The organism is Cedecea sp. Ae19-4 (genome assembly GCF_059801165.1).
Map to the genome: position 1 here is coordinate 482,270 of NZ_JBCHWG010000003.1, position 23,070 is coordinate 505,339.

Sequence of the window (23,070 nt, forward strand, 5' to 3'; positions counted from 1 at the left end):
AGAACCTCTGACAATGAATTTACAGCATCACTTTCTTATTGCCATGCCGGCTCTCCAGGACCCTTTATTTAAGCGCTCCGTAGTTTATATCTGTGAATACAACGATGAAGGCGCGATGGGCATTATCATCAATAAACCGCTGGAAAACCTGCAGGTGGATGGCGTTCTCGAAAAGCTAAAAATAGAACCAGACCCGCGCGACGCTACGATTCGACTGGATAAACCCGTATTTATCGGCGGCCCGCTGGCGGAAGATCGCGGGTTTATTCTGCACTCACCGCCGGACAACTTTGGCTCAAGCATTCGCATCTCCGACGACACGGTGATTACAACTTCCCGTGATGTGCTGGAAACGTTAGGCACGGCCAAACAGCCGAAAGAGGTGATTGTTGCCCTCGGCTATGCTTCCTGGGAAAAGGGGCAGCTTGAACAGGAGATCATGGAAAACTCATGGCTGACGGCGCCTGCTTCGCCTGAGATCTTGTTCCATACGCCCATTTCAGAGCGCTGGCGCGAGGCCGCCCGTCTGATTGGTATCGATATCCACACCATGCCAAGCGAAGCGGGGCACGCCTGATGAGCAGTGGAACTTTAATGGCTTTTGACTTCGGCACCAAAAGTATCGGCGTCGCCATCGGCCAGCGCATTACCGGCACTGCGCGCCCGTTAACCGCGCTTAAGGCGCAGGACGGCACTCCGGACTGGAATGCGGTAGAAAAAATCCTGAAGGAGTGGCAGCCGGAAGAAGTCGTTGTCGGCCTGCCGCTGAATATGGATGGCACCGAACAACCCCTGACGGCGAGAGCCCGCAAGTTTGCGAACCGCCTGCACGGCCGCTTTGGCGTGAAAGTCTCCCTGCAGGACGAGCGGCTGAGCACCGTCGAAGCCCGCGCCGGGTTATTCGAACACGGTGGTTTCCGCGCCCTCAACAAAGGCAGCATCGACTCCGCTTCTGCGGTGATTATTCTTGAAAGCTGGTTCGAGTACCACCCGTGAAGGGCTTAACTGCCGGGCGCGTCGTTCCCTGCGTTCAGCAGTTCATGCCTTGCGGCAATCGCCAAAAAATGGCTGCGGTCCCGGTAGCCTGAAGAGGGCTGTTTTACCCGGGAATCAATACGCCGCAGCAGCGCGTCTGGCAGCATGATGTTTAGCCGCTGCTGCTTTCCTTCCAGCGCGGATAAATCCACATCAACCAGCAGCCATTGCTGGCAGTAGCCGTACTCCGGGTCTGCGGCATAAGCAAAAGGCCCCGCATCACACAGTTGAGTAATGTCTTTGCCGCTCTCCACCATTAAATCCACAATCGACAGCACCGCATCCTGCACCATCGGGGCGATATCCGCCTGACTGTCTGCGGCCGATACGCAGCCAAATTCATCATTGCATAGCGCGGGCACGACCAGGCCAAACGCTTCGTTTTCAGTTGCGGGTAATTCCACACCAACGGAAAAAAACATCATCAACCTCCGGCAGCGACAGGCTAAATGCCTGCCATTTTACGAATGGATTTGACGGTACCGACGGGCAAATCCTTTTTGGGATGCGGAACGGGGAACGTTTTTCCGGTTGTAGGTGACCACCAGATCCAGTGGCTACCCCCAGAACGCCTGACGGGTTCGCACCCCGTGGCCCTCAATTCCTTTATCAGCTCAGCAGAGGTCATCATGCTCTCCCTGAATGATGGATAATATACACACCAATACACATTAAGGCAATAAAAGCGTTCAAAATGTCGCCTCCCATGGCACGCTGAATTCCCGATCGTGTCCAACTATCTTACCTTCACGCAGCAGCAGCGCCTCGCTCTGGGCAAAGCTTTGCATGCCATGCTGCTGGCCGGTTTGCAGCACGCCAGGCAGTTGATGCGTCTTCCCCTCACGAATCAAATTTGCCACAGCCGGGGTATTGACCAACAGTTCGTACAGCGCCACCCGGCCACCGTCAGTCGCCGGTACAAGCTTTTGTGCCAGCACCGCTTTCAGGCTTCCGGCAAGCTGAGTTTGAATCAGGCTTTTCTCCTGAGCAGGGAACACGTCCACCAGCCGTTCTACCGCCTGAGCAGCACCGCGTGTGTGTAATGTCGCCAGAACCAAATGCCCTGTTTCTGCCGCGGTCAGCGCCAGGCCAATAGTCTCACTATCCCTGAGCTCACCCAGCAGAATGACGTCCGGATCTTCCCTTAAAGCGGCTTTTAGCGCTGCTGCATAGCTTTCACAGTGCAGGCCGGGCTCGCGCTGCTGAATCAGGCAGCGGCCAGAGGCGTGAATAAATTCGATGGGGTCTTCCAGCGTTAGCACATGGCCGTCAAGATGCTGATTGAGATGCTGAATCATCGCGGCAAGGGTTGTAGACTTCCCGCTCCCGGTAGCACCAGTCACCAGTATCAGCCCTTCACTTTCCCGTAAAAGCGCCTTCAGTTGGGAGGGTGCGCCAAGCGTATGCAGATCCGGGCAAGAAGATGCGAGTAATCTAAGCGCCAGCGAATAACCTTCCTGATGGAGAAAAGCATTGCCGCGTAGCCTGATGCCGTTCACGAGCGTGAGGGAAAAATCGAGCTGGCCGGCGCGACTAAGCTGCAACTTTTGCTCCTCATTTAACCATCCGTTGAGAACCTCTTCGACTTCCGGCACCTTCTCCGGGCACGCTTCCAGCCTGCCACACTTTCGCCAGCGTGCCGCCTGGCGCGCGCACAGGTGTAGATCGGAGACATTATGCTTTACACTAAGGGCCACAATTTCTTCGATATCCATATCACTTCCAACGATCATGAATGAGATAGCGCACAATCTGGCACAGGTACATGGGAAAATCTCAGCCGCTGCGGCACGTTGCGGCAGAAGCCCCGAAGAAGTGACTCTGCTTGCAGTCAGCAAAACCAAGCCTGCGAGCGCCCTCGCAGAAGCGATTGCTGCCGGGCAACGCGCCTTTGGCGAAAACTATGTGCAGGAAGGCGTGGATAAGATTCACCACTTTGCTGAACAAAGTGTAACAGGGCTGGAGTGGCACTTTATCGGGCCGCTGCAGTCGAATAAAAGCCGCCTTGTGGCGGAGAATTTTGACTGGTGCCATACCGTAGATCGGCTGAAAATTGCCAGCAGACTCAGCGAACAACGCCCGTCGACGTTGCCGCCGCTAAACGTACTGATTCAAATTAATATCAGCGACGAAAACAGTAAGTCCGGCATCGCGCTGAGTGAGATGGAGCAGTTAGCTGCCGAAGTGGCGGCCTTACCGGGACTGACGCTGCGAGGCCTGATGGCCATCCCTGCGCCAGAACCGGATTACGAGCGCCAGCTTACCGTTTGCCGCAAAATGGCAGAAGCCTGTAATGCACTCAAAGCCCGCTTTACCACGATCGATACATTATCTCTCGGCATGACCGATGACATGGAAGCCGCGATTGCCGCAGGCAGCACCATGGTGCGCATTGGAACCGCTATTTTCGGCGCGCGGGATTATCCCGCTCGTTAATCACCATCATTTTTGAGGAAAACCATGCTTACGTTGACTTTCCTGGTCAAAACCCTGATTGAGCTTTACGTAATGGTGCTGCTTATCCGTATCTGGATGCAGTGGGCGCGCTGTGATTTCTACAACCCGTTTGCCCAGTTCATCGTTAAAGTTACCCAGCCCGTTGTCGGACCGCTTCGTCGCGTACTGCCATCCCTGGGCCCTATTGACACCTCATCTCTGCTGGTGGCATTTATACTCACCACGCTGAAATTCCCTATTCTGCTGCTGATCCAGTCCGGCGGGCTGTCGCTCGATCCATTAAACTTACTCATCGGCGTGCTGTCGCTGCTGAAATCAGCCGGTACCCTGGTGTTCTGGGTGATCATCGTTCGTTCCCTGATGAGCTGGATAAGCCAGGGCCGCAGCCCTATTGAATACGTGCTGATGCAAATGACCGAGCCAATGATGGCGCCGATTCGCCGCATCTTGCCTGCGATGGGTGGCATTGATTTCTCCGCCATGGTGGTCATTCTTATTCTTTATGCGCTGAACTACCTCGGTATGGACCTGTTCCCTGGCCTTTGGTACGCGATTTGAGTGCTGTGACACAGCAGCCTGACGGGCTGGTTCTGCGGCTGTATATTCAGCCCAAGGCCAGCCGCGATAGCCTGGTCGGTTTGCATGGCGACGAGTTAAAAGTCGCCATCACCGCACCACCGGTAGACGGGCAGGCCAACGCTCACCTGGTAAAATATCTGGCCAAACAATTCAGGGTAGCGAAAGGCCAGGTCGTGATAGAGAAAGGCGAACTTGGTCGCCATAAACAAGTTAAAATTATCGGCCCGCAGCAGATCCCGACGGAAGTCGCGGCATTGATTGCCCCCCTCGAATAACACAGGACTGACTATGCAAAAAGTCGTATTAGCTACCGGTAACGCCGGTAAAGTGCGTGAACTCGCCAATCTGCTGGCGGATTTTGGCTTCGATGTGGTCGCGCAAACCGAGCTGAACGTAGAGTCTGTCGAAGAGACCGGCCTGACCTTTATTGAGAATGCGATTCTCAAGGCTCGCCATGCGGCTAAAGTGACCGGGCTACCGGCGCTGGCCGACGATTCCGGCCTGGCGGTGGATGCGCTGGGCGGCGCACCGGGTATCTATTCCGCACGCTACGCGGGCGAGGATGCCAGCGATCGGCAGAACCTCGACAAGCTTCTGGAAGCGCTCAACGACGTGCCGGACGACAAACGCCAGGCTCAGTTCCACTGCGTGCTGGTCTATATGCGTCACGCGGAAGACCCAACGCCGCTGGTGTTTCACGGTAGTTGGCCGGGCGTGATTACCCAGGCGCCAGCAGGGCAAGGTGGCTTTGGCTACGATCCTATCTTCTACGTTCCTTCCGAGGGTAAAACCGCGGCGGAGCTAACCCGCGATGAAAAGAGCGCGATCTCCCACCGTGGGCAAGCGCTGAAACTGTTACTGGAAGCAATGCGTAATGGCTAATTTGCCACCTCTGAGTCTCTACATTCACATCCCGTGGTGCGTACAGAAGTGCCCGTACTGTGACTTCAACTCCCACGCGCTTAAAGGCGACGTGCCGCACGACGAATACGTGAGCCATCTGCTGCACGACCTCGACCGCGACGTGGCGCTTGCTCAGGGGCGTGAGGTAAAGACTATTTTCATCGGGGGCGGTACCCCAAGCCTGCTGTCCAGCGAAGCCATGCAAACGCTGCTGGACGGCGTGCGCTCGCGCCTGAAACTGGCAGGCGACGCAGAAATCACCATGGAAGCTAACCCCGGCACGGTCGAGGCCGAGCGCTTTGTTGGCTACCAGAAAGCAGGCGTGAACAGGATTTCTATCGGCGTACAGAGCTTTAGCGAGCCCAAATTAAAGCGCCTGGGCCGTATTCATGATGCGGGTGAAGCCAAACGTGCCGCGAACCTGGCAAGCGGCCTGGGGCTGCGCAGCTTTAACCTTGACCTGATGCACGGCCTACCTGACCAGTCGCTCGAAGAGGCATTGGACGATCTGCGCCAGGCCATTGCCCTGAATCCCCCGCATCTTTCCTGGTATCAGTTGACCATCGAGCCGAACACGCTGTTTGGATCACGTCCGCCGAAGTTACCGGACGACGACGCGCTGTGGGATATCTTCGAGCAAGGCGATAAGCTACTGACCGCCGCGGGCTACCAGCAATACGAAACCTCAGCCTATGCTAAGCCCGGTTATCAGTGTCAGCACAACCTGAACTACTGGCGCTTTGGCGACTATTTGGGGATTGGCTGCGGCGCGCACGGCAAAATCACCTTCCCGGACGGGCGCATTACGCGCACGGCGAAAACGCGCCATCCGCGCGGCTACATGGAAGGAAAGTACCTCGACCGCCAGCATGACGTTGAGCAGACCGACAAACCGTTCGAATTCTTTATGAACCGTTTCCGCCTGCTGGAGGCCGCACCACGCAGTGAGTTCACGCTTTATACCGGTTTAGATGAAGCGATAATTCGCCCGCAGTTGGATGAGGCGCTGGCGAAAAACTATATGACGGAAACGGATGAATACTGGCAGATAACCGAGCACGGGAAACTGTTTTTAAATTCCCTGCTGGAGCTGTTTTTAGCCGACGAAGCGTAAGTTTTTACCCTCACCCCGGCCCTCTCCCAGAGGGAGAGGGGGAAAACAAGTGATGGGCGGCATGGTTTATCCCCTATCCCCTTTGGGGAGAGAACTGGTGAAGGGGAACTCGGTTTATCCCCTCTCCCCTTAGGGGAGAGGGTTAGGGTGAGGGGAAAATTACTTCAGCGCCCCCACAAGCCCTTTACGCTGATTTTCCAGCGACACCACCCGGTTACACACCTCGTGGCCGAACTGTTCAAAATCAGCCTGCTGATTATTCCATTCGTTCTGAACCGCCGTTTGCAGACCGCCCAGGTTACCCAGTACATTCTGCAGCGGGTTGCCGCCGCCTTTCAGCACCGCCTGCGCGCCCATTTCATTAATGCTGTCCTGCAGAATGCCGCCCATCGCCTGGTTCACCAACTGCTGGCCATCGGCTCTTACCTGATCGACCGCTTTATAATGGAACGTCAGCCCGTCCTGGCGGCGCTCAATAATCCGGTTCATCTGCTCTTTTAGCTGGGCATCCAGCTTGGTCAGGCGATTACGCATGCTGCTGCTTTCCCCGACCTGTTTAGCAATAATGCCGTCCAGCGCGACGCGGCTTTTCTCTACGCGAGAGCGAGCCCCATTATCGATCCACGGTAAATCCGTGCGCAGGGCTTTCTGGTAGTTCAGCGCCTGCTGGCGCTGTGCAGCGGTCAGAGTCTTCTGAACACCGTTGTATTGCACGCTGCCGTCAGGCGCGATGACCAGATTGCCGTTCTCACCCACAACCTGCACGGACTGCGGGTTAATCACCACGTCATCACGTGGATTGACGCTGCACTGATAGTCCGCGTGTGCCGAAGCGGCGGTGACCAGCAGCGCGCCTAAAAGAACCTTACGGATCATATTTTCTCCTGAAAAATCAGCTCCTGAAAAAAAGGCCGGTTAATTAACCAGCCTGTTTTTGCTAAAGCTTAATCCCACCAGACGTCGAACAGATCGCTGATGCGAACATCTTCGAGTTTGCGGTCTTCTAACCATTTACGCACCAGCGCCTGATGCTCTTCGGTGCATTTGCCAATCTCTTCCATGCACACCAGACCTTCCCAGACAAGGTAACCGCTGCCGTCAAACGCCAGCTTGTTCGGCGCGATCACTTCGGCGATCAGCTCGTCCACGGTTTTATCAATTTGCTCTTCGGAAGTGCCCTCCGGGAAGCGCCAGGCAATCGAGAACCCCAGTTCCTGGAACTCTTCGATGTGCATTTTCTTACGCAGACGACGGCTACGATTCTTTGCCATTATTTCACCCTCTCGAACATTAAGTCCCATACGCCGTGACCAAGACGATGGCCACGTTGTTCAAATTTGGTTACCGGACGTGAGTCCGGACGCGGTACGTAGTCGTGACTCTCCGACTGGTTTTTATACCCTTCGATAGAGGACATCACTTCGAGCATATGTTCAGCATAAGGTTCCCAGTCGGTAGCCATATGGAACACGCCGCCCAGCTTCAGCTTGCGTTTTACCAGGTCAGCAAACGGTGCCTGAACGATACGGCGTTTATTATGACGTGCTTTATGCCATGGATCAGGGAAAAACAGCTGAACCATGTTCAAAGAATTGTCAGGAATCATGTTTTCCAGCACTTCCACCGCGTCGTGGCACATCACACGAAGGTTCTCCACGCCGGCCTCATGCGCTGTGCTCAGACAAGCGCCCACGCCCGGTGAATGCACTTCAATACCGAGATAGTTATGCTGTGGATTGGTTTGTGCCATGGTTACCAGCGAGGTGCCCATACCAAAACCGATCTCCAGCGTGACCGGCGCTTCGCGGCCAAAAATCTCGCTAAAGTCGGCAGGCTCGGCCTGGAACTCAACGCCCATCACCGGCCAGTAGTTATCCAGCGCGTGCTGCTGGCCTTTTGTCAGACGCCCCTGGCGACGGACAAAGCTGCGGATGCGGCGCAGCACACGGCCTTCTTCATTAAATTCCGGTGAAATGACGTCATTCTTCATGGTTTTCTTAACGCTTCGCTTAGTGTTCGGGAAACGGGCATTATCCAAAGTTAAGGATGAGAAGCAAGTGGCAGAAAGTTCCGGTTTACAGCTTTACGCCGCTGTGCTGGAATCGGCTCCTTTATTACACCTTTGCCGGATATCCCGCGTTGACCATGCAAGCTCCTCAATTCGCCCAACAAGTCCTCGACTGGTACCACAAGTATGGGCGCAAAACCCTGCCGTGGCAGCAGGAGAAAACGCCTTATAAAGTATGGCTCTCTGAGGTAATGTTGCAACAAACCCAGGTCGCGACGGTCATCCCTTATTTTGAGCGCTTTATGGCGCGTTTCCCCACCGTGACCGACCTGGCGAACGCCCCGCTGGACGAAGTGCTGCACCTGTGGACAGGGCTGGGTTATTACGCCCGCGCGCGCAATCTGCATAAAGCCGCTAAGCAGGTTGCCAATAAACACGGTGGCGTTTTCCCTCAAACGTATGACGAAGTGGCCGACCTGCCTGGCGTCGGGCGCTCAACCGCAGGCGCGATTCTGTCTCTTTCGTTGGGTAAACACTTCCCGATTCTCGATGGCAACGTAAAGCGCGTGCTCGCCCGTTGCTATGCCGTTTCCGGCTGGCCGGGCAAAAAAGAGGTTGAAAACCGCCTCTGGGAAATCAGCGAACGCGTGACCCCTGCACAGGGCGTTAGCCAGTTTAATCAGGCGATGATGGACCTCGGGGCCATGGTCTGCACCCGCTCAAAGCCAAAATGCGAGCTTTGCCCGCTGAACAACGGCTGCGTGGCCTATGCCAACCACAGCTGGGCGAACTATCCCAGCAAGAAGCCTAAAGTGACGCTGCCTGAACGCACCGGTTATATGCTGATGATGCAGCATGGCGATGAAGTCTTCCTGGCGCAGCGCCCGGCGGTCGGGCTATGGGGAGGCCTATTCTGCTTCCCACAGTTTGCTGAAGAACAGGAATTACATCGCTGGCTGGAGCAGAGAGGTATTCCGGCAGATAATCTCACGCAGTTAACGGCTTTCCGCCACACCTTTAGCCATTTCCATTTAGACATTGTGCCGATGTGGCTTCCGGTGTCGTCCATGGACGCCTGCATGGATGAAGGCCCCGCTCTCTGGTATAACTTAGGCCAGCCACCGTCTGTCGGGCTGGCGGCTCCCGTGGAACGCCTGCTACAACAATTACGAGCCGAACCGGTTGCCTTAGCGCCCGTTCGTGCCGAAGAAGAGGAATAATCATGAGCAGAACGATTTTTTGTACTTACCTGCAGCGCGATGCTGAAGGCCAGGATTTCCAGCTGTACCCGGGCGAACTGGGCAAGCGGATCTACAACGAAATCTCCAAAGAAGCCTGGGCGCAGTGGCAGTCCAAGCAGACCATGCTGATCAATGAAAGAAAGATGAGCATGATGAACCCGGAACACCGCAAAGAGCTGGAAAACGAGATGGTCAATTTCCTGTTTGAAGGGAAAGAAGTCCATATCGAAGGCTTCACCCCGCCAGAAAAACAGTAATCGTCGGCACCTTTTTGCAAACACAACACGCATACACGGAATGATGAAAAAACTTCTCGCGCTGGCTCTCGTGGCCCCGTTGCTGATCTCCTGCTCCAGTAAAAAAGGCGATGACGCTTTTAACGAAGCCTACGTAAAGGACACCAACGGGTTTGATATTTTGATGGGGCAGTTTGCCAACAACATCGAAAATATCTGGGGTATGAAAGAGGTCCTGATCGCAGGCCCGAAGGATTACGTCAAATATACCGACCAATATCTGACGCGTAGCCACATCAACTTCGACGAAGGTACCATCACCGTTGAGACCATCGCGGGCACCGACCCTGCCGCGCACCTGCGTCAGGCCATCATTACGACCCTGCTGATGGGGGACGATCCTGGCTCAATAGATCTCTATTCCGATGCCAACGACGTCCAGATCTCCAAAGAGCCGTTCCTTTACGGCCAGGTCGTGGATAACACCGGCCAGCCCATTCGCTGGGAAGGCCGTGCGACGAAGTTTGCCGACTACCTGCTGCAAACACGCCTGCAAAAGCGCAGTACCGGGCTGAAAATCGTCTATAGCGTGACCATCAATCTTGTGCCTAACCACCTCGACAAGCGTGCCCATAAATACATCGGTATGGTGCGTAAAGCGTCGAAGAAATACGGCGTGGACGAGTCACTGATTCTGGCCATCATGCAGACGGAATCCAGCTTCAACCCGTATGCGGTAAGCCACGCGGATGCACTGGGCCTGATGCAGGTTGTTCAGCACAGCGCCGGGGTAGACGTGTTTAAGGCGCAGGGGAAATGGGGCAAACCAAGCCGCAGCTTCCTGTTCGACCCGGAAAGCAACATTGATACCGGCACGGCCTATCTGGCGATTTTGCAGAACAGCTATCTGGGGCAGATTGATAACCCAACGTCACGTCGCTATGCGGTGATTACGGCCTACAACGGCGGCGCGGGCAGCGTGCTGCGGGTGTTCTCTAACGATAAGATGCAGGCGTTTAGCCTGATTAACAGCATGGCGCCGGGCGATGTCTATCAAACGTTGACCACGCGCCATCCGTCCGCAGAGTCTCGTCGTTACCTGTACAAAGTGAATAACGCCCAGAAGAGCTATCGCCGGCGGTAATTTACCCTCACCCTAACCCTCTCCCTAAAAGGGAGAGGGGACATTTCGGGACTGCCTTGCTTCACCCTTTTCTGCTCCCTCGGGGAGAGGACTGGGGTGAGGGGCTATTCCCTCTTACTTCAGCATGTAGCCGTACAGCCGCTTAATGCCGTCCGAATCCGTCTCGCTGTACACGCCCTGCAGCTCAGGGGAGAAGCCCGGCAGCATATTCACGCCCTCTTCCAGTGCCAGGAAGTAACGCAGTGCCGCCCCGCCCCAAACTTCACCCGGCACCACGCAAAGCACGCCCGGAGGATAAGGCAACGCGCCTTCCGCCGCGATACGTCCTTCAGATTCGCTCAGGCGCACCAGCTCCACGTTGCCGCGAATAAACTCGATGTTGGCGTCCTGCGGGTTCACCACCACGGCAGGCAGGCTCTCCTTGCGGAACATCGCCTTCTGCAGCTCTTTGACCTCAAAACTCACGTACAGATCGTGCATCTCCTGGCAAAGCTGGCGCAGGGTGTAGCCCTTGTAGCGCACCGGGTATTTCTGATAAATCGTGGGCAGCACATCCGCCAGCGGCGTGTCGTCCTCAATATGCTGTTCAAACTGCGCCAGCATGGCCACCAGCTGAGCCAGCTTCTCGTGGCTCTCCGCCGGGGTAAGCAGGAACAAGATCGAGTTAAGATCCGACTTCTCCGGCACAATTCCGTTTTCACGCAGATAGTTAGCGAGGATTGCCGCTGGCACACCGAACTCGGTGTAGCGCCCGGTTTCAGGATCGATGCCCGGAGTGGTTAGAAGCAGCTTGCAGGGATCGACAAAATATTCGTCCTTCGCATAACCTTCAAAACCGTGCCAGCGCTCACCGGGTTCAAAGCTGAAGAAGCGGCGCTCCTGAGCAATCTTCTCCGTGGGGTGATCCTGCCACGGCCGCCCGGCCACTTCCGGCGGAATAAACGGTTTGATCATCTTACAGTTGGCGATAATCGCCTTGCGCGCTTCAATGCCCAGTGCCACACATTCCGCCCACAGGCGACGGCCGCTTTCGCCCTCGTGGATCTTGGCATTTACATCCAGCGCGGCAAACAGCGGGTAAAACGGGCTGGTTGAAGCATGCAGCATGAAAGCATTGTTCAGCCGCTTATGCGGGCAAAAACGGGCCTGGCCGCGAAGATGGTTATCTTTCTTATGGATCTGCGAAGTCTGCGAGAACCCGGCCTGCTGCTTGTGAACCGACTGAGTGACAAAGATCCCCGGATCGTTTTCATTCAGCTCCAGTAACAGCGGCGAACAGTCCGCCATCATCGGAATAAACTGCTCGTAGCCGACCCAGGCCGAATCAAAGAGGATGTAATCGCACAGATGGCCGATGTTATCTACCACCTGGCGAGCATTATAAATTGTGCCGTCATAGGTGCCGAGCTGGATCACCGCCAGGCGGAAAGGCCTTGCCTCCTGAGCTCGTTCAGGTGCCACTTCCGTAATCAGCTCCCGCAGGTATTTCTCATCAAAACAGTGCGCATCAATGCCGCCGATAAAGCCAAAGGGATTGCGGGAAGCTTCCAGATAAACCGGCGTAGCACCGGCCTGGATGAGTGCGCCGTGGTGGTTTGATTTATGGTTGTTGCGGTCAAACAGCACCAGATCGCCGCGTGTCAGCAGAGCATTGGTCACCACTTTGTTCGCCGCAGAGGTACCGTTAAGCACGAAATAAGTTTTGTCGGCGTGGAAAACTTTCGCGGCAAACTTCTGCGCGTGCTTAGCTGAGCCTTCGTGGATCAGCAGGTCACCCAGCTTAACGTCCGCGTTGCACATGTCTGCACGAAATACGTTCTCACCAAAGAAATCATAAAACTGCCGTCCCGCCGGGTGTTTTTTAAAGAATTTCCCGTGCTGGTGCCCCGGGCAGGCAAAAGTGCTGTTGTCCATCGCCACGTATTTGGTCAGCGTGTTGAAGAACGGTGGCAACAGATCTTCTTCGTAGCCGCTGGCCGCGGTTTCCAGCTCCAGATAATCCTGCGCTTTCCCGGCAATCACGCCGGTTACCGCAGGCAAACCGTCAACGGCGGTTTCGCTAAAAATAAACACCGGCAAATTAAAACCCGAGCGTTTAAGCAAGGCCAGAATGCCGCTGCGGCTGTCCGCAACGGAGATGACAACTGCCGCCACATCGGTGAAGTCGGTCTCGTCGAGCGTGACCACTTCACGATGCGTTGAGAGTAATGCAGCCACGTCGTGGCTGGCGGCAATTTTCAGTGATTTCATAAGCACAAATCCCCGTCTGCAAGGATGAGTGAGTGCCATCCGGCACGGCAAAGGGAAAATTCCCCAACGAAGGCGTTCTGAAGGTCTTAGGTGTGAATCCACTTCGACCGCCAGACATCAGTAAAACCAGGCGATTCCTGATTTTACTGATGTCCTGCAGCGAGCAAGCATTGCCCTCACCGCATGGTGAGCAAGGGACTTCGGAAGGTTATAGCAGCACGGACGAGCGCCATCCCGAAAGATGCATGGGAATTGAGAGTGAACATCAAGGCGCCCCGTAGTGGATAAGAAAACTGGCGCAATCATGGCACCTTCTGCCAGGGGGTTCAACATGAAGTCTGTAACAGCCCGCACATAAATCAGGCAAACGCACCGTGCTGTGCAACAAAGCCATTGACGCGGAATGGGGTTTACGGTTTAATGCGCCCCGTTGCCCGGATAGCTCAGTCGGTAGAGCAGGGGATTGAAAATCCCCGTGTCCTTGGTTCGATTCCGAGTCCGGGCACCACTATTTAGAAGAACCCGCCTATGGCGGGTTTTTTGCTTTTGGCGAAACGGACTCTGCATCGAACTGAAAGTCGATTATTCGTCTCATCCCTGAGACTCACCCCATGAGGGGCCAGCGCAAGCGCTGTTCAAAAACGTTCCCGACGTTTTAGTATTCGTCTCATCCCTGAGACTCACCCCATGAGGGACCAGCGCAAGCGCTGTTCAAAAACGTTCCCGACGTTTTAGTATTCGTCTCATCCCTGAGACTCCCCCCATAAGGGTCCAACGCAAGCGCTGTTCAAAAACGCTCCCGTTTTACACGATACAAACTTTCAGGGCTAATATTGAGAATGCATATTAGGCAAAACTATAATTTGATAATTTAAAAACTTCAGGAGAATAAGAGCTTTGCTCAAATCCAGCATTGATAATAACCTGGTTCAATGGATTTATGCGCAACAACCCTCCCTTCGACCAACAGCAAGTAAATTCATTAAGATTATTTACTCGCAGTAATTTTTTAATAAATTCTAAATCTTTAAGAACCATCTCTATCAGTTGAGGACCGACCCGTCCACTGGAGAGAAGACTTTTGATCCCTGCATAAAAAGGACGGTAAGATATTCCATTTAATCTGATTCTATCTGTTGCAGGAAGTCCAGAATATATATTCAGGCCAGTTCGCCCAACAACTAAAATCTCATTGTACTCGGCCGTAGTTTGTTGACGCCTAATTTGACGATGAATTTCCTCAACGGATAACAAAGTATTATAAGGTTTATTCATTCTAAAGTTACCTTTAGTAGGCCTATTTTTCCCTTGAAATATAGCGTCTGCCAAAGCGTAACTATCGACCAGTGCTCCTGAAGGAACAGCTCCCTCTCTACCCGCAAAATTAGGGAATGCCACATCCTGTAGGTGAGTGCCCAGAATATTTTGCACAGGTACATTTAAGTCCAATGCAACAGGGAGCGGTGCTATACCACATCCCGCTAAACGAGCCGGTATTTTTTTTGCAACGCAGCAACATGAAATAACATCCCAACTATTTAAGATCGACTCAACAGAACGTTGCTCGAATGGAGATATAATATCTCGACCAGCTCGACTCATACTACAGATGCCACTGATAGTATGAATAATTTTAAGATCGCCATTTATATCGATTCGCCGCCGCCAACCATCGAGTATTCTCTTGGTCTCTAGCTCACTATATCTTTTATTTAGATATTCATCTCTAAACCTTGCAATTTTATTCTTATCAAGTTTCTCGCCAAACTTTTTCAAGTTAATATTTAACATAAAAACCTTACATTAACAAATGGTGAACATTGAAAACACATTAAACACCATCAAATATAAACTCAACAAAAATTGGCTTAACTACTTCCAAATATGTTCATTAAAACATTAACATACATTAATTAAGACTCTTGTAACGCCATTAATTATTTTCACCTACAATATTTATCGTCCAGACACACAACTTAAAGCCCCCCCAAAAGCGTTTTTTTTACTATTTAAAACGCGCTATTTTATCGTCCACGCATCACTAAACTGTTCGCTACTGAACAGCTCAGACAGGCCGCTAATCTGCTTCAGGCGCAGCACTTCATCAGCGTCCATCCCCAATTCTGATCCGATTTTCAAATCATCCCAGCCCAGACGGGAAAGATCGCGGACAATATCGGACATCGCCGTTACCTGATGTTTTCCACGCGCCCTGTTATGACGCACCGTCGCGGCAATACATTCGGCTTCACCACTGGATTCCAGGTTTACCACCGTAATAGGAAAAAAACCGTTAATTCTCTTTTTTGCCACAGGCGATGTTTTTCCTACCAAATGCCGGTGAAACCCATCCACGACCTGAAACTTATCTTTCAGCGGCGTCACCACAATAGGCTGAGTGAATCCATCTGTCTCAATTGAAAGCTGTAACAAGCTTCGTTCAACGGGCGCCATAACGTTAGGGTTATAATCATTGGCCACAATATCGCCCTCACGAACCCAAAGGACACAATCAACCGGCTCTTTTTTAAAAGGGCTGTGCTGATGCATGACTTTTTTGACTTCATTTATTGCGTCCACTTTTGACTCATCCGATTCGACGGAAGAAAGATAATTATCCAGTTGTTTTAATAGCGTATTAAGCATCAGAGGATCCCCCACATTTGTCGTTTCTTTTGTATCCTTTCAAGGTACCGGTTGTAGTGCTGTGGCTTATTAGGGCTAAATGATAGCGTCCGACACCAAAAGTCATTCTTTAATAGCGTCTTACATATCCGTCGCCACGAGGGTATATCTCTCGAGCCGGAATCTTTATCCTGTTCATCAGGGATGTTTTCTGGAAACTCTCGTTCTCTATACCATTTTAAATAAATGGCAATTTTATTCTTGTAATGCTCCGCCGTTTTTTCCGGCATCGATGCCAGTAAAAACATGGCGTACTCTTGCCAGGTTAAATGGTTCGGTTTTGTGATGCTAGTATTGCGGGCATAGAAAGAACCGCTCTGGTGCGCATAAATAGCGCCGCTATTGGCGCCAGCTACGCGCATGCATACCCGGGACCAGGTTTCCGGCTCCAGAACATGGTAGAGCCAAAGCCCACGGCGCGCCTCCGGGCCAAAAGGTTCACACACCCTCATCGCTTTCATAGGGACACCGGCGCGATACATCAGGTCATAAAGCGGGTTTCCGGCAGCTTTGTATTTGCCGTTAAAAATCCAGATGTCCCGTACCTTCCAGTCGTACAAAGGATAAGCGACACAAAAATTGCCCTCCCGGCTGGCCGTAGTCCAGGGCTTATCATCGGCATAGCGGGTTTTGCTTTGTGAAGCCAGCGCTAAAAAACGGTTGAGGGATTCGTCGGCCCGGATACCGGTTAACGTGGCCAGACCTTTATCGCCGGCAAGCCAGCGCGAGAACGCTGGCATAAACTCTTCAAAGGTCATGCCATAGCGATAGAAGGGGAAGAAGTTTGGATCGGTAATGGCGTCTTCTGGCGGCCGGCGAACCCATTCCACGCCCTCCTCCCAGCAAATCCATTCCGGCTGAGCCTGCGAAACCCCGTTCACCGTGGTTAGCGGCAAAGCGACCCAGTAAAAATGCCCAACGATATCGTCATATTGCTGCCTGAGTCGCAATACATGGTCGATGGTATACTGGAACTGAACTTCCCAGTCGATAAATAGCACGTCAAACTGACGCTCCCGGCGGCGAGCGATTTCAGCCACAAGGTGAAAAAGCACGCTGGAATCCTTTCCACCGGAAAAAGAGACGCAGACCTGATCAAAGGTATCGAATATCCAATCGATTCTCTTTTTAGAAGCATTAAGAACATTATCATCAAGAATGATTTTTTTATCTTTTCTCACAAAAACTCCCTTTTACTGCTGTCTCAACATTACTACGACAGCAAAATCCCTGCATTTCGTTCAATCCACCCAAGATATCTTAGCGCACCAGCCTGGTAATATCCTCCGCCAGGAAAACCACGCTCTCCGGATAAAACATTTACATAAATTATGATTCGCATATTTTATATAAACACCATCAATACCGCAGTGCGGTTATGTTATATCCAGCCTCAACCCCAGACAATAAAAATTTAAAATCATCAAGAAAAAACCGTAATCAATTGAATTATCTATATTTAAAATGCAAACAAAAAAAACACATCAACAAAAAATCAAAGAAGCCCTATCTACAGCCTGGCGTTAATTTTATTAAAATAATTGCAGATTAATAAAATGGATAACCACGATAGAAATAAGAAATAGCGCAGGCGATGCCGAAACAGAATAGACGAACTACCGTGGTATAAGCGGGCGACTTGCCCGGATCGACGCAGCATCCGGGCCATCAACTCATCCTTAGGGACGATCAACCGCTACCTGTCTTTGACCACAATCAGCGGCTCGATATCGCTCTCTTTTTTAATCACCAACGAATCATCGCCACGCAGGCAAGTGCCGCCGTAGCTGCCGCCCACGGTAAAAGTGCAGACCTGGATGTACTTGCCATCCACCTTCGGCAGGCACCACAGCTGCTGATAGATATTCTTGCGATCCACGAACTTGCCGCTGGTTTTATCCAGCAGTTCATCATGGTGGCTGACCAGATCGATATTGCTGCCGCAGCGCCCGGCAATTGGCTTCACCGCGTAGCCGGTTTTTGACAGCAGGTTGTTCACCTCGAAATCCGTATCCAGCAGGTAACGGTGGTTCGGGAACAGCTGCCAGAGCACCGGCAGAATGGCTTTATTACCGGGGATCACCGTCCACAGCGGTTCAAACACCAGCACTTCCGGGCGAAGCAAGACGTCAATCAGGCGCACTTCTCCCTGTGGATGGCCGGTACGGATCGGCACGGCGGCATATTCGGTTTCGCTAACCTCACGAATTTGCTCAATCGCGGTTTCCCACGCCCAGGTTTTCCAGACACAGTTCACCGCCCGGCCGTCATTATCAATAAGCTGCCCGGCGCTGTCCCAGCTCAGCTCGCCCAGGCCGTGCAATATTTTGGTGTCAAATCCGGCCTGCATCAGCGAACGCTGCATAAACAACGCGTGGTAATCCTCCTCAGCGTCATTGTCCTGCATAATATGGACAAACGGCCGGGCGCTGCTGTGCTTCCAGGCCCCGGTAAGCTCTTCCAGCAACCCTTCCGCCGGATTATGCCCGGTTCCCCGGTATCCCGTCTTAACCCACTCCTCAAGGATAAGCCCACTTTCGGTGTGGCAGGAGGCTGAATCGGCGTTGTATTCGTACACCTTCAGCCCGCGCTCATCCATGCAAAAATCCATGCGGCCGCTGACCATCTGGTGGCGGCGCCATTGCCAGGAAAGCCTCAGACGCGGCCAGAGAATTTTGGGAATATCAAAGAGTGCCAGAAGACTGTCGTCTTTCAGCACTTTATCCGTGGCGTGCAGGTACATCAGGTGTAGCTCGTTGGTGGCCTTGATCAGTTCCTGCTCGGCGCTTTCGGTAATAGTGAAATACTGGCAAGGATCTTTATTAATAATGTGGCCATTGGCCTGTATATAGGCCAGCTGGAGTTCATCTTTTTCATTCAGCCATTTGCCGTCGAACTGGCGCTTATTGGCCAGGCGAGCCCCACCAATTTTTAGCGCTTCACCGCCGATTTCCGGCTGCGGCTCGCTGTCGGTCGTCTCTTCAGTTTGAATCATCCAGCCAAGAATCGACGTGTCGGCAAACGTATCCTGCAGCGTGTAGTGACCGTCGCGCTCAACCAGGGTTAGCTCGCGCGTCCACTGCTGCCCGACGGGTAACGGCGCATGAATCACGTTCTGCTCGGCGATGCGCACTTTGTTGCCGATAAGCTGAGTGATCACCGCGACATGGCCGGTTTCATGAAATTCGCCGCCCTTCTGCCAGATAAGCAACGCGCCCGCCTCCGGCGCTCGTTTTGAGCCATTCGCAAAGGCCTGCAGCGGCAGAATATTGTCGTTCACCACCTGACGTAAAAAACGCAGCGAGAAGATTTCCCACGCCATGTGAACGTCGGTGAAGACAAAGCCGTAGTTTAAGAAGAGAAAGCGGCGGGCAAACTCTACGCACTGCCATTTGTGGCCCATGTATTCGTTGCCGATGTAGCTGCGAAACTCCGCGTCTTCGGGGTAATTTTTCGGGTCGAGGCTGCCGTAATTAGAGGAGTAAATCGCTACGCCACCCGGCGCATAGCCCAGAAGTGTACCAAAGGGCGAATCGTTGTCTGGTGTTCCTGTATGCATGTGTCCAACCTAAATCAGGCAGGCGGCAAAGGTCACGCGGATTGTCGTCTGCACGTTAAAATTAACCTGACAGAGAAGCCGTTATCATACACCTCTGCCAACGGTTTTGTGCAGTCGCGCTTCGTTTAAACAGACATATTCCGGCAGGTCGGGGCCCAAAGAAAAAGGCTGCCTCAGCGGGCAGCCTTTGTTAAAAAGTGACTCAGCCAGTTTATTTGTTCCCGTACTCGCTGCCGTTAACCCAGGCGTGATCTTTCTCCCAGGTAAACATCCACTTGCGTACCGGCCCCGCCATCACGTTCAGGTAATAGCTGTCGTACCCGGCCATCGTCGCCACCGGGTGGTAGCCTTTCGGCACTTTCACCACGTCTTTGTCGTACACCGCCATGCACTCATCCAACGAGCGGTCATCGGTATACACACGCTGCAGACAGAACCCCTGCGGCGGGTTGAGGCGGTGATAATAAGTCTCTTCGAGATAGGTTTCGTTGGGCAGATTATCGGTGTCATGCTTGTGGCTCGGGTACGAGCTGGTGCAGCCCTCGTTGGTATACACCTCCACCACCAGCAGGCTGTCGGCGGGCTTATCCTCCGGCAGAATATTGTGGACATAGCGCTGGTTGTGGCCTTTACCGCGCGCCTCGGCATCAATATCCTGCGGGGCAATGAGCCGCGTGGCATAAGTCCCTTTACCCGGCGCGGAGCAAACGGCCAGTTCGAGCGCGGTGAGCGCCAGAACCTTAACCCCCTCGCCGGACGTCACGTACACGGCCCAGGGTTTACGGCGCTCAAACGGGCTCATGCGGTCGCCTATTTCAGGGAAGCGAGCGAGCGGCGTGTCCACCGTCGCACGTCCTGCGACCAGCACCAGGCAGCGCTCTTCCTCCACGGCGGGCAGTTCCAGAACCTGCCCTTCCTGAAGCTGATAAGCGGCGAATCCCACGTAGCCCCAGCCCGCGTTTTCCGGCGTGACGCACTGCGTCTGCCCCTGCGCGTCCGGCTGCTGCAAGCGGGAAAGTAATTCGGCCATGCTCCCTCCTTAAATCAGCCCGGCTTCGCGAGCAAAACGGCTCAAATTAGCGTAGCCCAGACGCGCGTAGGTCATCGGGTGTGCCACCGCCGGATCCTGCTCGGCCTCAACGACCAGCCAGCCCTGATAGCCATGCTTTTTCAGCAGCGCCATGATCGGCGGGTAGTTCACGCAGCCATCGCCCGGCACGGTAAATACGCCGCTCAGGACCGCATCCAGGAAGCTGGTTTTGCGGTTTTTCACGTCCGCCAGCACGCCAGCGCGCACATCTTTGCAATGCACGTGGTTAATGCGCGAGATCCAGCGCTCGGCCACCGCCAGCGGATCGGCCCCTGCAAAAGTCAGATGCCCGGTGTCCAGCAGCAGCCCGACTTCCGGCCCTGTGTGAACCATCAAATTATTCACGTCATCCGCGCTCTCAATCACCGTTCCCATATGGTGGTGATAGGCAATTTGCACGCCCTGCTGCTGGGTATAACGGGCGAACGCGGTAAGCTTTTCGCCGTACTCCTGCCAGCGTTCGGCAGGGAAACGGGGCCGTAAATGCACCGGAGTTTGCTGCTCACCGTGAATGCAGTGGGTGACTTCGGCAAATACCAACACCTTCGCCCCCAGTTCGCGCAGCAGCGTCAGGTGCGGCTGCACGGCCTCAATTTCCTGCTCAACGGAGCGCTCAAGCAAACGGCCAGAATACCAGCCGGAGACCAGCTTCAAATCATGCTTATCGAGAATCGGCCCTAGCACGCCGGCCTCTCGCGGGAATTTATTCCCCAGTTCAAAACCTTCAAATCCGGCCTCTTTTCCTTCGCTCAGGCAGGTGTCCAGCGGCGTGTCGGCGCCCAAAGAAGGCAGATCGTCATTGGTCCAGGTCAGCGGGTTAATGCCTAAATGCACGGTCATAATGCTCTCCTTATTGTTTATGCTGGCCGCGCTCGCGCCACAGGGCGATCAGCCGCAGGTAATTGTCACGGATGCGCGCCACCAGCTGCGCATCGTCGATATCGCGTTTTAACCAGGCCTGCGAGGCTTCGCCAAACAGCGTGCGCCCTACCGCAAAGCCTTTCACAATCGGGTAATTAGCGGCGGCATTGAAGCCATCACGCAGCACCTCTACCGGGGCATCCAGGCCGAGGATCACCACGCCGCGGCAGTGGGGATCGCGTTTATCCACCAGCTCGCTCAGGGCCGCCCAGCCAGCGCTGCTCAGCGGCGGCAGCTTCCACCAGTCCGGGTAGATGCCAAGGTTGTAGAAGCGGGAAACGGCTCTGAGATAAAGCTCATCGCTGCGCGGCATATTCGCCGGGAGGATAACTTCCAGCAGCAGCTCGTGGCCCGACTGGCAGCAGGCGCGGTACACTTCGGCAATCTTCTGCTCCTGCTCCAGACGCAGAGCGTGGGCATCTTCCGGGTGGAAAAAGACCAGGCACTTAACAATGTGTTCCTGCGGCCAGCTAATCAGCTGCGAGCCGATGTTGCCATGTTCCATTTCCAACGGGCGTGACCCTGGCAGCTCAATCGGGCGACCGATCCACCAGCCTTCACCGGTGATGGAATTCAGCGCGTCCTGGCCGAAGGTGCCATCGCACAACAGCCCGGCTTTGCCCTCCAGCTCGGCACGCTGAGCGGCTTCGCGGCTAGCCTGTAAAATCAATTGTTTAAGCACCGGAATTCGGCGTAAATCCGCGCCGCTTTTCAGCGCCATCTCTTCCAGTTGGCTGCGGTGATCGAACGCCATCACGCAGAGTTCCGGCCACTGGCGTCGACGCGTGGTGACGCGGTGCAGGTGATTCAGGCGTTCGTCGAGATCCGGGCGAGGCACCTGATGTTCACGCGAAAGGTAATCATCCAGCTCAATTTTGCTCGGCATCGCCGGGGCGCAGCCATGGCGTGAAACCACCAGTGCACCGCAGGCATTGGCATAGCGGCAGGCCTGCTCCCAGCCTTCGTCATTGAGGTAGCCGCGCAGCAGGCCGGACATGAACGCGTCCCCCGCGCCCAGCACGTTGAGCACTTCCACGCGCACGCCGCTGACGTTTATCCCGCCATCCAGCGAGTCAGGGATCAGCCCGAGGAACACGGAACAACCTTGCGCGCCTCGCTTACAGACCAACGTCGCCTCGGTGTTCTGCCGCACTTTTTTCAGTGCCGCGAGCGTGTCGATTGACCCGCCGGCAATGTGGAATTCTTCTTCGGTGCCGACAATCACATCAAAAAGATGCAGAACCGTTTGCAGCTGGGTTGTGACCTGTTCGGCTTCAACAAAGCGCGTCTCGCCGTCGCCGAGGGAGGTCAGCCCCCACAGCACCGGGCGATAATCAATATCCAGCACGGTGCGAACATCGTTCCGGCGGGCATAGCTCAGCGCAGTCAGCACCGCCTCACGGGTACGCGGGTTTGAGAGGTGCGTGCCGGTAATCGCCAGGCAGCGGGCAGAGGCAATGTACTCTTCGCTGAAATCGTCCGCCGTAATCGCCATATCCGCGCAGTTGTCGCGATAAAAAATCAGCGGGAAAGTGTCGCGATCTTTGATGCCCAGCAGCACCAGCGCCGTCAGCCGCTCTTTGTCGGTAATTAAATGGCTGGTGTCGCAGCCGACCTGTCTAAGTTCTTCGCGCAGAAAGCGCCCCATGTGCTCGTCGCCAACGCGCGCCAGCATAGAAGATTTCAGCCCCTGGCGAGCGGTACCGTAGGCCACATTGCCGGAGGAGCCGCCAAGATAACGGGCGAAGCTGCTGGCATCTTCCAGCCGCGCACCAATCTGCTGGCTGTAGAGATCTACCGCGACCCGCCCCATGCAAATCAGATCCAACTGCTTTTCTTTCATGCTTC

General features: G+C 54.2%; 24 protein-coding genes and 1 tRNA gene. 11 read left to right on the forward strand and 14 right to left on the reverse strand.

Annotation, left to right across the window (positions count from 1 at the left end):
• The first annotated feature begins 13 nt into the window (after positions 1–13).
• Positions 14–577 carry a YqgE/AlgH family protein gene (locus AAIE02_RS20170; RefSeq protein WP_008461552.1) on the forward strand — a complete coding sequence of 188 codons (564 nt, stop codon included), beginning with the start codon at positions 14–16 and terminating at the stop codon, positions 575–577.
• Entirely contained in the window at positions 577–996 is a 420-nt protein-coding gene (ruvX, locus tag AAIE02_RS20175; protein ID WP_008461550.1) for a Holliday junction resolvase RuvX, read from the forward strand. Before AAIE02_RS20170 ends, ruvX begins: the two co-directional genes overlap by 1 nt.
• A gap of 5 nt (positions 997–1,001) precedes the next feature.
• Here the strand turns inward: ruvX and AAIE02_RS20180 are convergent, their stop codons facing one another.
• The 3 genes from AAIE02_RS20180 to AAIE02_RS20190 all read right to left on the reverse strand — a co-directional run bounded on the left by AAIE02_RS20180 (position 1,002) and on the right by AAIE02_RS20190 (position 2,750).
• Positions 1,002–1,457 carry a type II toxin-antitoxin system HicB family antitoxin gene (locus AAIE02_RS20180; protein ID WP_166995305.1) on the reverse strand — a complete coding sequence of 152 codons (456 nt, stop codon included), beginning with the start codon at positions 1,455–1,457 and terminating at the stop codon, positions 1,002–1,004.
• 23 nt (positions 1,458–1,480) lie between these two features.
• Entirely contained in the window at positions 1,481–1,663 is a 183-nt protein-coding gene (locus tag AAIE02_RS20185) for a type II toxin-antitoxin system HicA family toxin (protein ID WP_166995303.1), read from the reverse strand.
• A gap of 61 nt (positions 1,664–1,724) precedes the next feature.
• The gene (locus AAIE02_RS20190; RefSeq protein ID WP_498533131.1) at positions 1,725–2,750 is read right to left on the reverse strand and encodes a type IV pilus twitching motility protein PilT; all 1,026 of its coding nucleotides are present in this window, start codon (positions 2,748–2,750) and stop codon (positions 1,725–1,727) included.
• A 16-nt stretch (positions 2,751–2,766) separates the two neighbouring features.
• Between AAIE02_RS20190 and AAIE02_RS20195 the strand changes: the two genes are divergently transcribed.
• The 5 genes from AAIE02_RS20195 to hemW are packed head-to-tail and all read left to right on the forward strand — an operon-like array spanning position 2,767 to position 6,088.
• Positions 2,767–3,471: a YggS family pyridoxal phosphate-dependent enzyme gene (locus tag AAIE02_RS20195; protein ID WP_498533132.1), complete on the forward strand. Its 705-nt coding sequence runs from the start codon at positions 2,767–2,769 to the stop codon at positions 3,469–3,471.
• 24 nt (positions 3,472–3,495) lie between these two features.
• On the forward strand, positions 3,496–4,050 hold the full coding sequence (locus AAIE02_RS20200; protein WP_008461544.1) for a YggT family protein: 555 nt from the start codon (positions 3,496–3,498) through the stop codon (positions 4,048–4,050).
• Positions 4,047–4,346: a DUF167 family protein YggU gene (yggU, locus tag AAIE02_RS20205; RefSeq protein ID WP_172744601.1), complete on the forward strand. Its 300-nt coding sequence runs from the start codon at positions 4,047–4,049 to the stop codon at positions 4,344–4,346. Before AAIE02_RS20200 ends, yggU begins: the two co-directional genes overlap by 4 nt.
• 13 nt (positions 4,347–4,359) lie before the next feature.
• Positions 4,360–4,953 (forward strand): XTP/dITP diphosphatase, encoded by a 594-nt coding sequence (locus tag AAIE02_RS20210; protein WP_166995243.1) that lies wholly within the window; start codon positions 4,360–4,362, stop codon positions 4,951–4,953.
• Positions 4,946–6,088, forward strand: a complete 1,143-nt coding sequence (hemW, locus tag AAIE02_RS20215; RefSeq protein ID WP_498533133.1) for a radical SAM family heme chaperone HemW — start codon at positions 4,946–4,948, stop codon at positions 6,086–6,088. The genes AAIE02_RS20210 and hemW overlap by 8 nt, the downstream gene beginning before the upstream one ends.
• A 159-nt stretch (positions 6,089–6,247) precedes the next feature.
• On the opposite strand, the gene AAIE02_RS20220 is transcribed toward hemW, so the two are convergent.
• The 3 genes from AAIE02_RS20220 to trmB form a co-directional block, all read right to left on the reverse strand.
• Entirely contained in the window at positions 6,248–6,964 is a 717-nt protein-coding gene (locus tag AAIE02_RS20220; protein ID WP_008461536.1) for a YggN family protein, read from the reverse strand.
• Between the two features lie 68 nt (positions 6,965–7,032).
• Positions 7,033–7,359 carry a YggL family protein gene (locus AAIE02_RS20225; RefSeq protein WP_008461534.1) on the reverse strand — a complete coding sequence of 109 codons (327 nt, stop codon included), beginning with the start codon at positions 7,357–7,359 and terminating at the stop codon, positions 7,033–7,035.
• Entirely contained in the window at positions 7,359–8,078 is a 720-nt protein-coding gene (gene trmB / locus AAIE02_RS20230) for a tRNA (guanosine(46)-N7)-methyltransferase TrmB (protein WP_166868480.1), read from the reverse strand. The genes AAIE02_RS20225 and trmB overlap by 1 nt, the downstream gene beginning before the upstream one ends.
• A gap of 155 nt (positions 8,079–8,233) precedes the next feature.
• Here trmB and mutY point away from each other — a divergent pair, with 155 nt between their 5' ends.
• The 3 genes from mutY to mltC are packed head-to-tail and all read left to right on the forward strand — an operon-like array spanning position 8,234 to position 10,717.
• Positions 8,234–9,316 (forward strand): A/G-specific adenine glycosylase, encoded by a 1,083-nt coding sequence (gene mutY / locus AAIE02_RS20235; protein ID WP_498533134.1) that lies wholly within the window; start codon positions 8,234–8,236, stop codon positions 9,314–9,316.
• A gap of 2 nt (positions 9,317–9,318) precedes the next feature.
• Complete coding sequence (locus AAIE02_RS20240) at positions 9,319–9,594, forward strand: oxidative damage protection protein (protein ID WP_008461529.1); 276 nt, start codon at positions 9,319–9,321, stop codon at positions 9,592–9,594.
• Positions 9,595–9,637: 43 nt separating this feature from the next.
• Complete coding sequence (gene mltC / locus AAIE02_RS20245) at positions 9,638–10,717, forward strand: membrane-bound lytic murein transglycosylase MltC (RefSeq protein ID WP_008461527.1); 1,080 nt, start codon at positions 9,638–9,640, stop codon at positions 10,715–10,717.
• Positions 10,718–10,831: 114 nt separating this feature from the next.
• Here the strand turns inward: mltC and AAIE02_RS20250 are convergent, their stop codons facing one another.
• Positions 10,832–12,967, reverse strand: coding sequence for an ornithine decarboxylase (locus tag AAIE02_RS20250; protein WP_498533135.1), 2,136 nt, complete (start codon positions 12,965–12,967; stop codon positions 10,832–10,834).
• Positions 12,968–13,399: 432 nt separating this feature from the next.
• On the opposite strand from AAIE02_RS20250, the gene AAIE02_RS20255 reads away from it, so the two are divergent.
• Positions 13,400–13,475, forward strand: a tRNA-Phe gene (locus AAIE02_RS20255).
• 338 nt (positions 13,476–13,813) lie between these two features.
• On the opposite strand, the gene AAIE02_RS20260 is transcribed toward AAIE02_RS20255, so the two are convergent.
• The 7 genes from AAIE02_RS20260 to AAIE02_RS20290 all read right to left on the reverse strand — a co-directional run bounded on the left by AAIE02_RS20260 (position 13,814) and on the right by AAIE02_RS20290 (position 23,065).
• A complete protein-coding gene (locus tag AAIE02_RS20260) occupies positions 13,814–14,758 on the reverse strand; it encodes a hypothetical protein (RefSeq protein WP_336983839.1) in 945 nt (314 codons plus the stop codon).
• A 228-nt stretch (positions 14,759–14,986) separates the two neighbouring features.
• Positions 14,987–15,613, reverse strand: coding sequence for an IbrB-like domain-containing protein (locus AAIE02_RS20265; RefSeq protein ID WP_336983838.1), 627 nt, complete (start codon positions 15,611–15,613; stop codon positions 14,987–14,989).
• On the reverse strand, positions 15,613–16,833 hold the full coding sequence (locus AAIE02_RS20270; protein ID WP_498533136.1) for a phosphoadenosine phosphosulfate reductase: 1,221 nt from the start codon (positions 16,831–16,833) through the stop codon (positions 15,613–15,615). Before AAIE02_RS20270 ends, AAIE02_RS20265 begins: the two co-directional genes overlap by 1 nt.
• 515 nt (positions 16,834–17,348) lie before the next feature.
• On the reverse strand, positions 17,349–19,211 hold the full coding sequence (gene gss, locus AAIE02_RS20275) for a bifunctional glutathionylspermidine amidase/synthase (RefSeq protein ID WP_336818890.1): 1,863 nt from the start codon (positions 19,209–19,211) through the stop codon (positions 17,349–17,351).
• 211 nt (positions 19,212–19,422) lie between these two features.
• Positions 19,423–20,241: a 5-deoxy-glucuronate isomerase gene (iolB, locus tag AAIE02_RS20280; protein ID WP_498533137.1), complete on the reverse strand. Its 819-nt coding sequence runs from the start codon at positions 20,239–20,241 to the stop codon at positions 19,423–19,425.
• Positions 20,242–20,250: 9 nt separating this feature from the next.
• Positions 20,251–21,141 carry a myo-inosose-2 dehydratase gene (gene iolE, locus AAIE02_RS20285; protein ID WP_008457033.1) on the reverse strand — a complete coding sequence of 297 codons (891 nt, stop codon included), beginning with the start codon at positions 21,139–21,141 and terminating at the stop codon, positions 20,251–20,253.
• 10 nt (positions 21,142–21,151) lie between these two features.
• Positions 21,152–23,065, reverse strand: coding sequence for a bifunctional 5-dehydro-2-deoxygluconokinase/5-dehydro-2-deoxyphosphogluconate aldolase (locus tag AAIE02_RS20290; protein ID WP_498533138.1), 1,914 nt, complete (start codon positions 23,063–23,065; stop codon positions 21,152–21,154).
• Between the last annotated feature and the right edge of the window lie 5 nt (positions 23,066–23,070).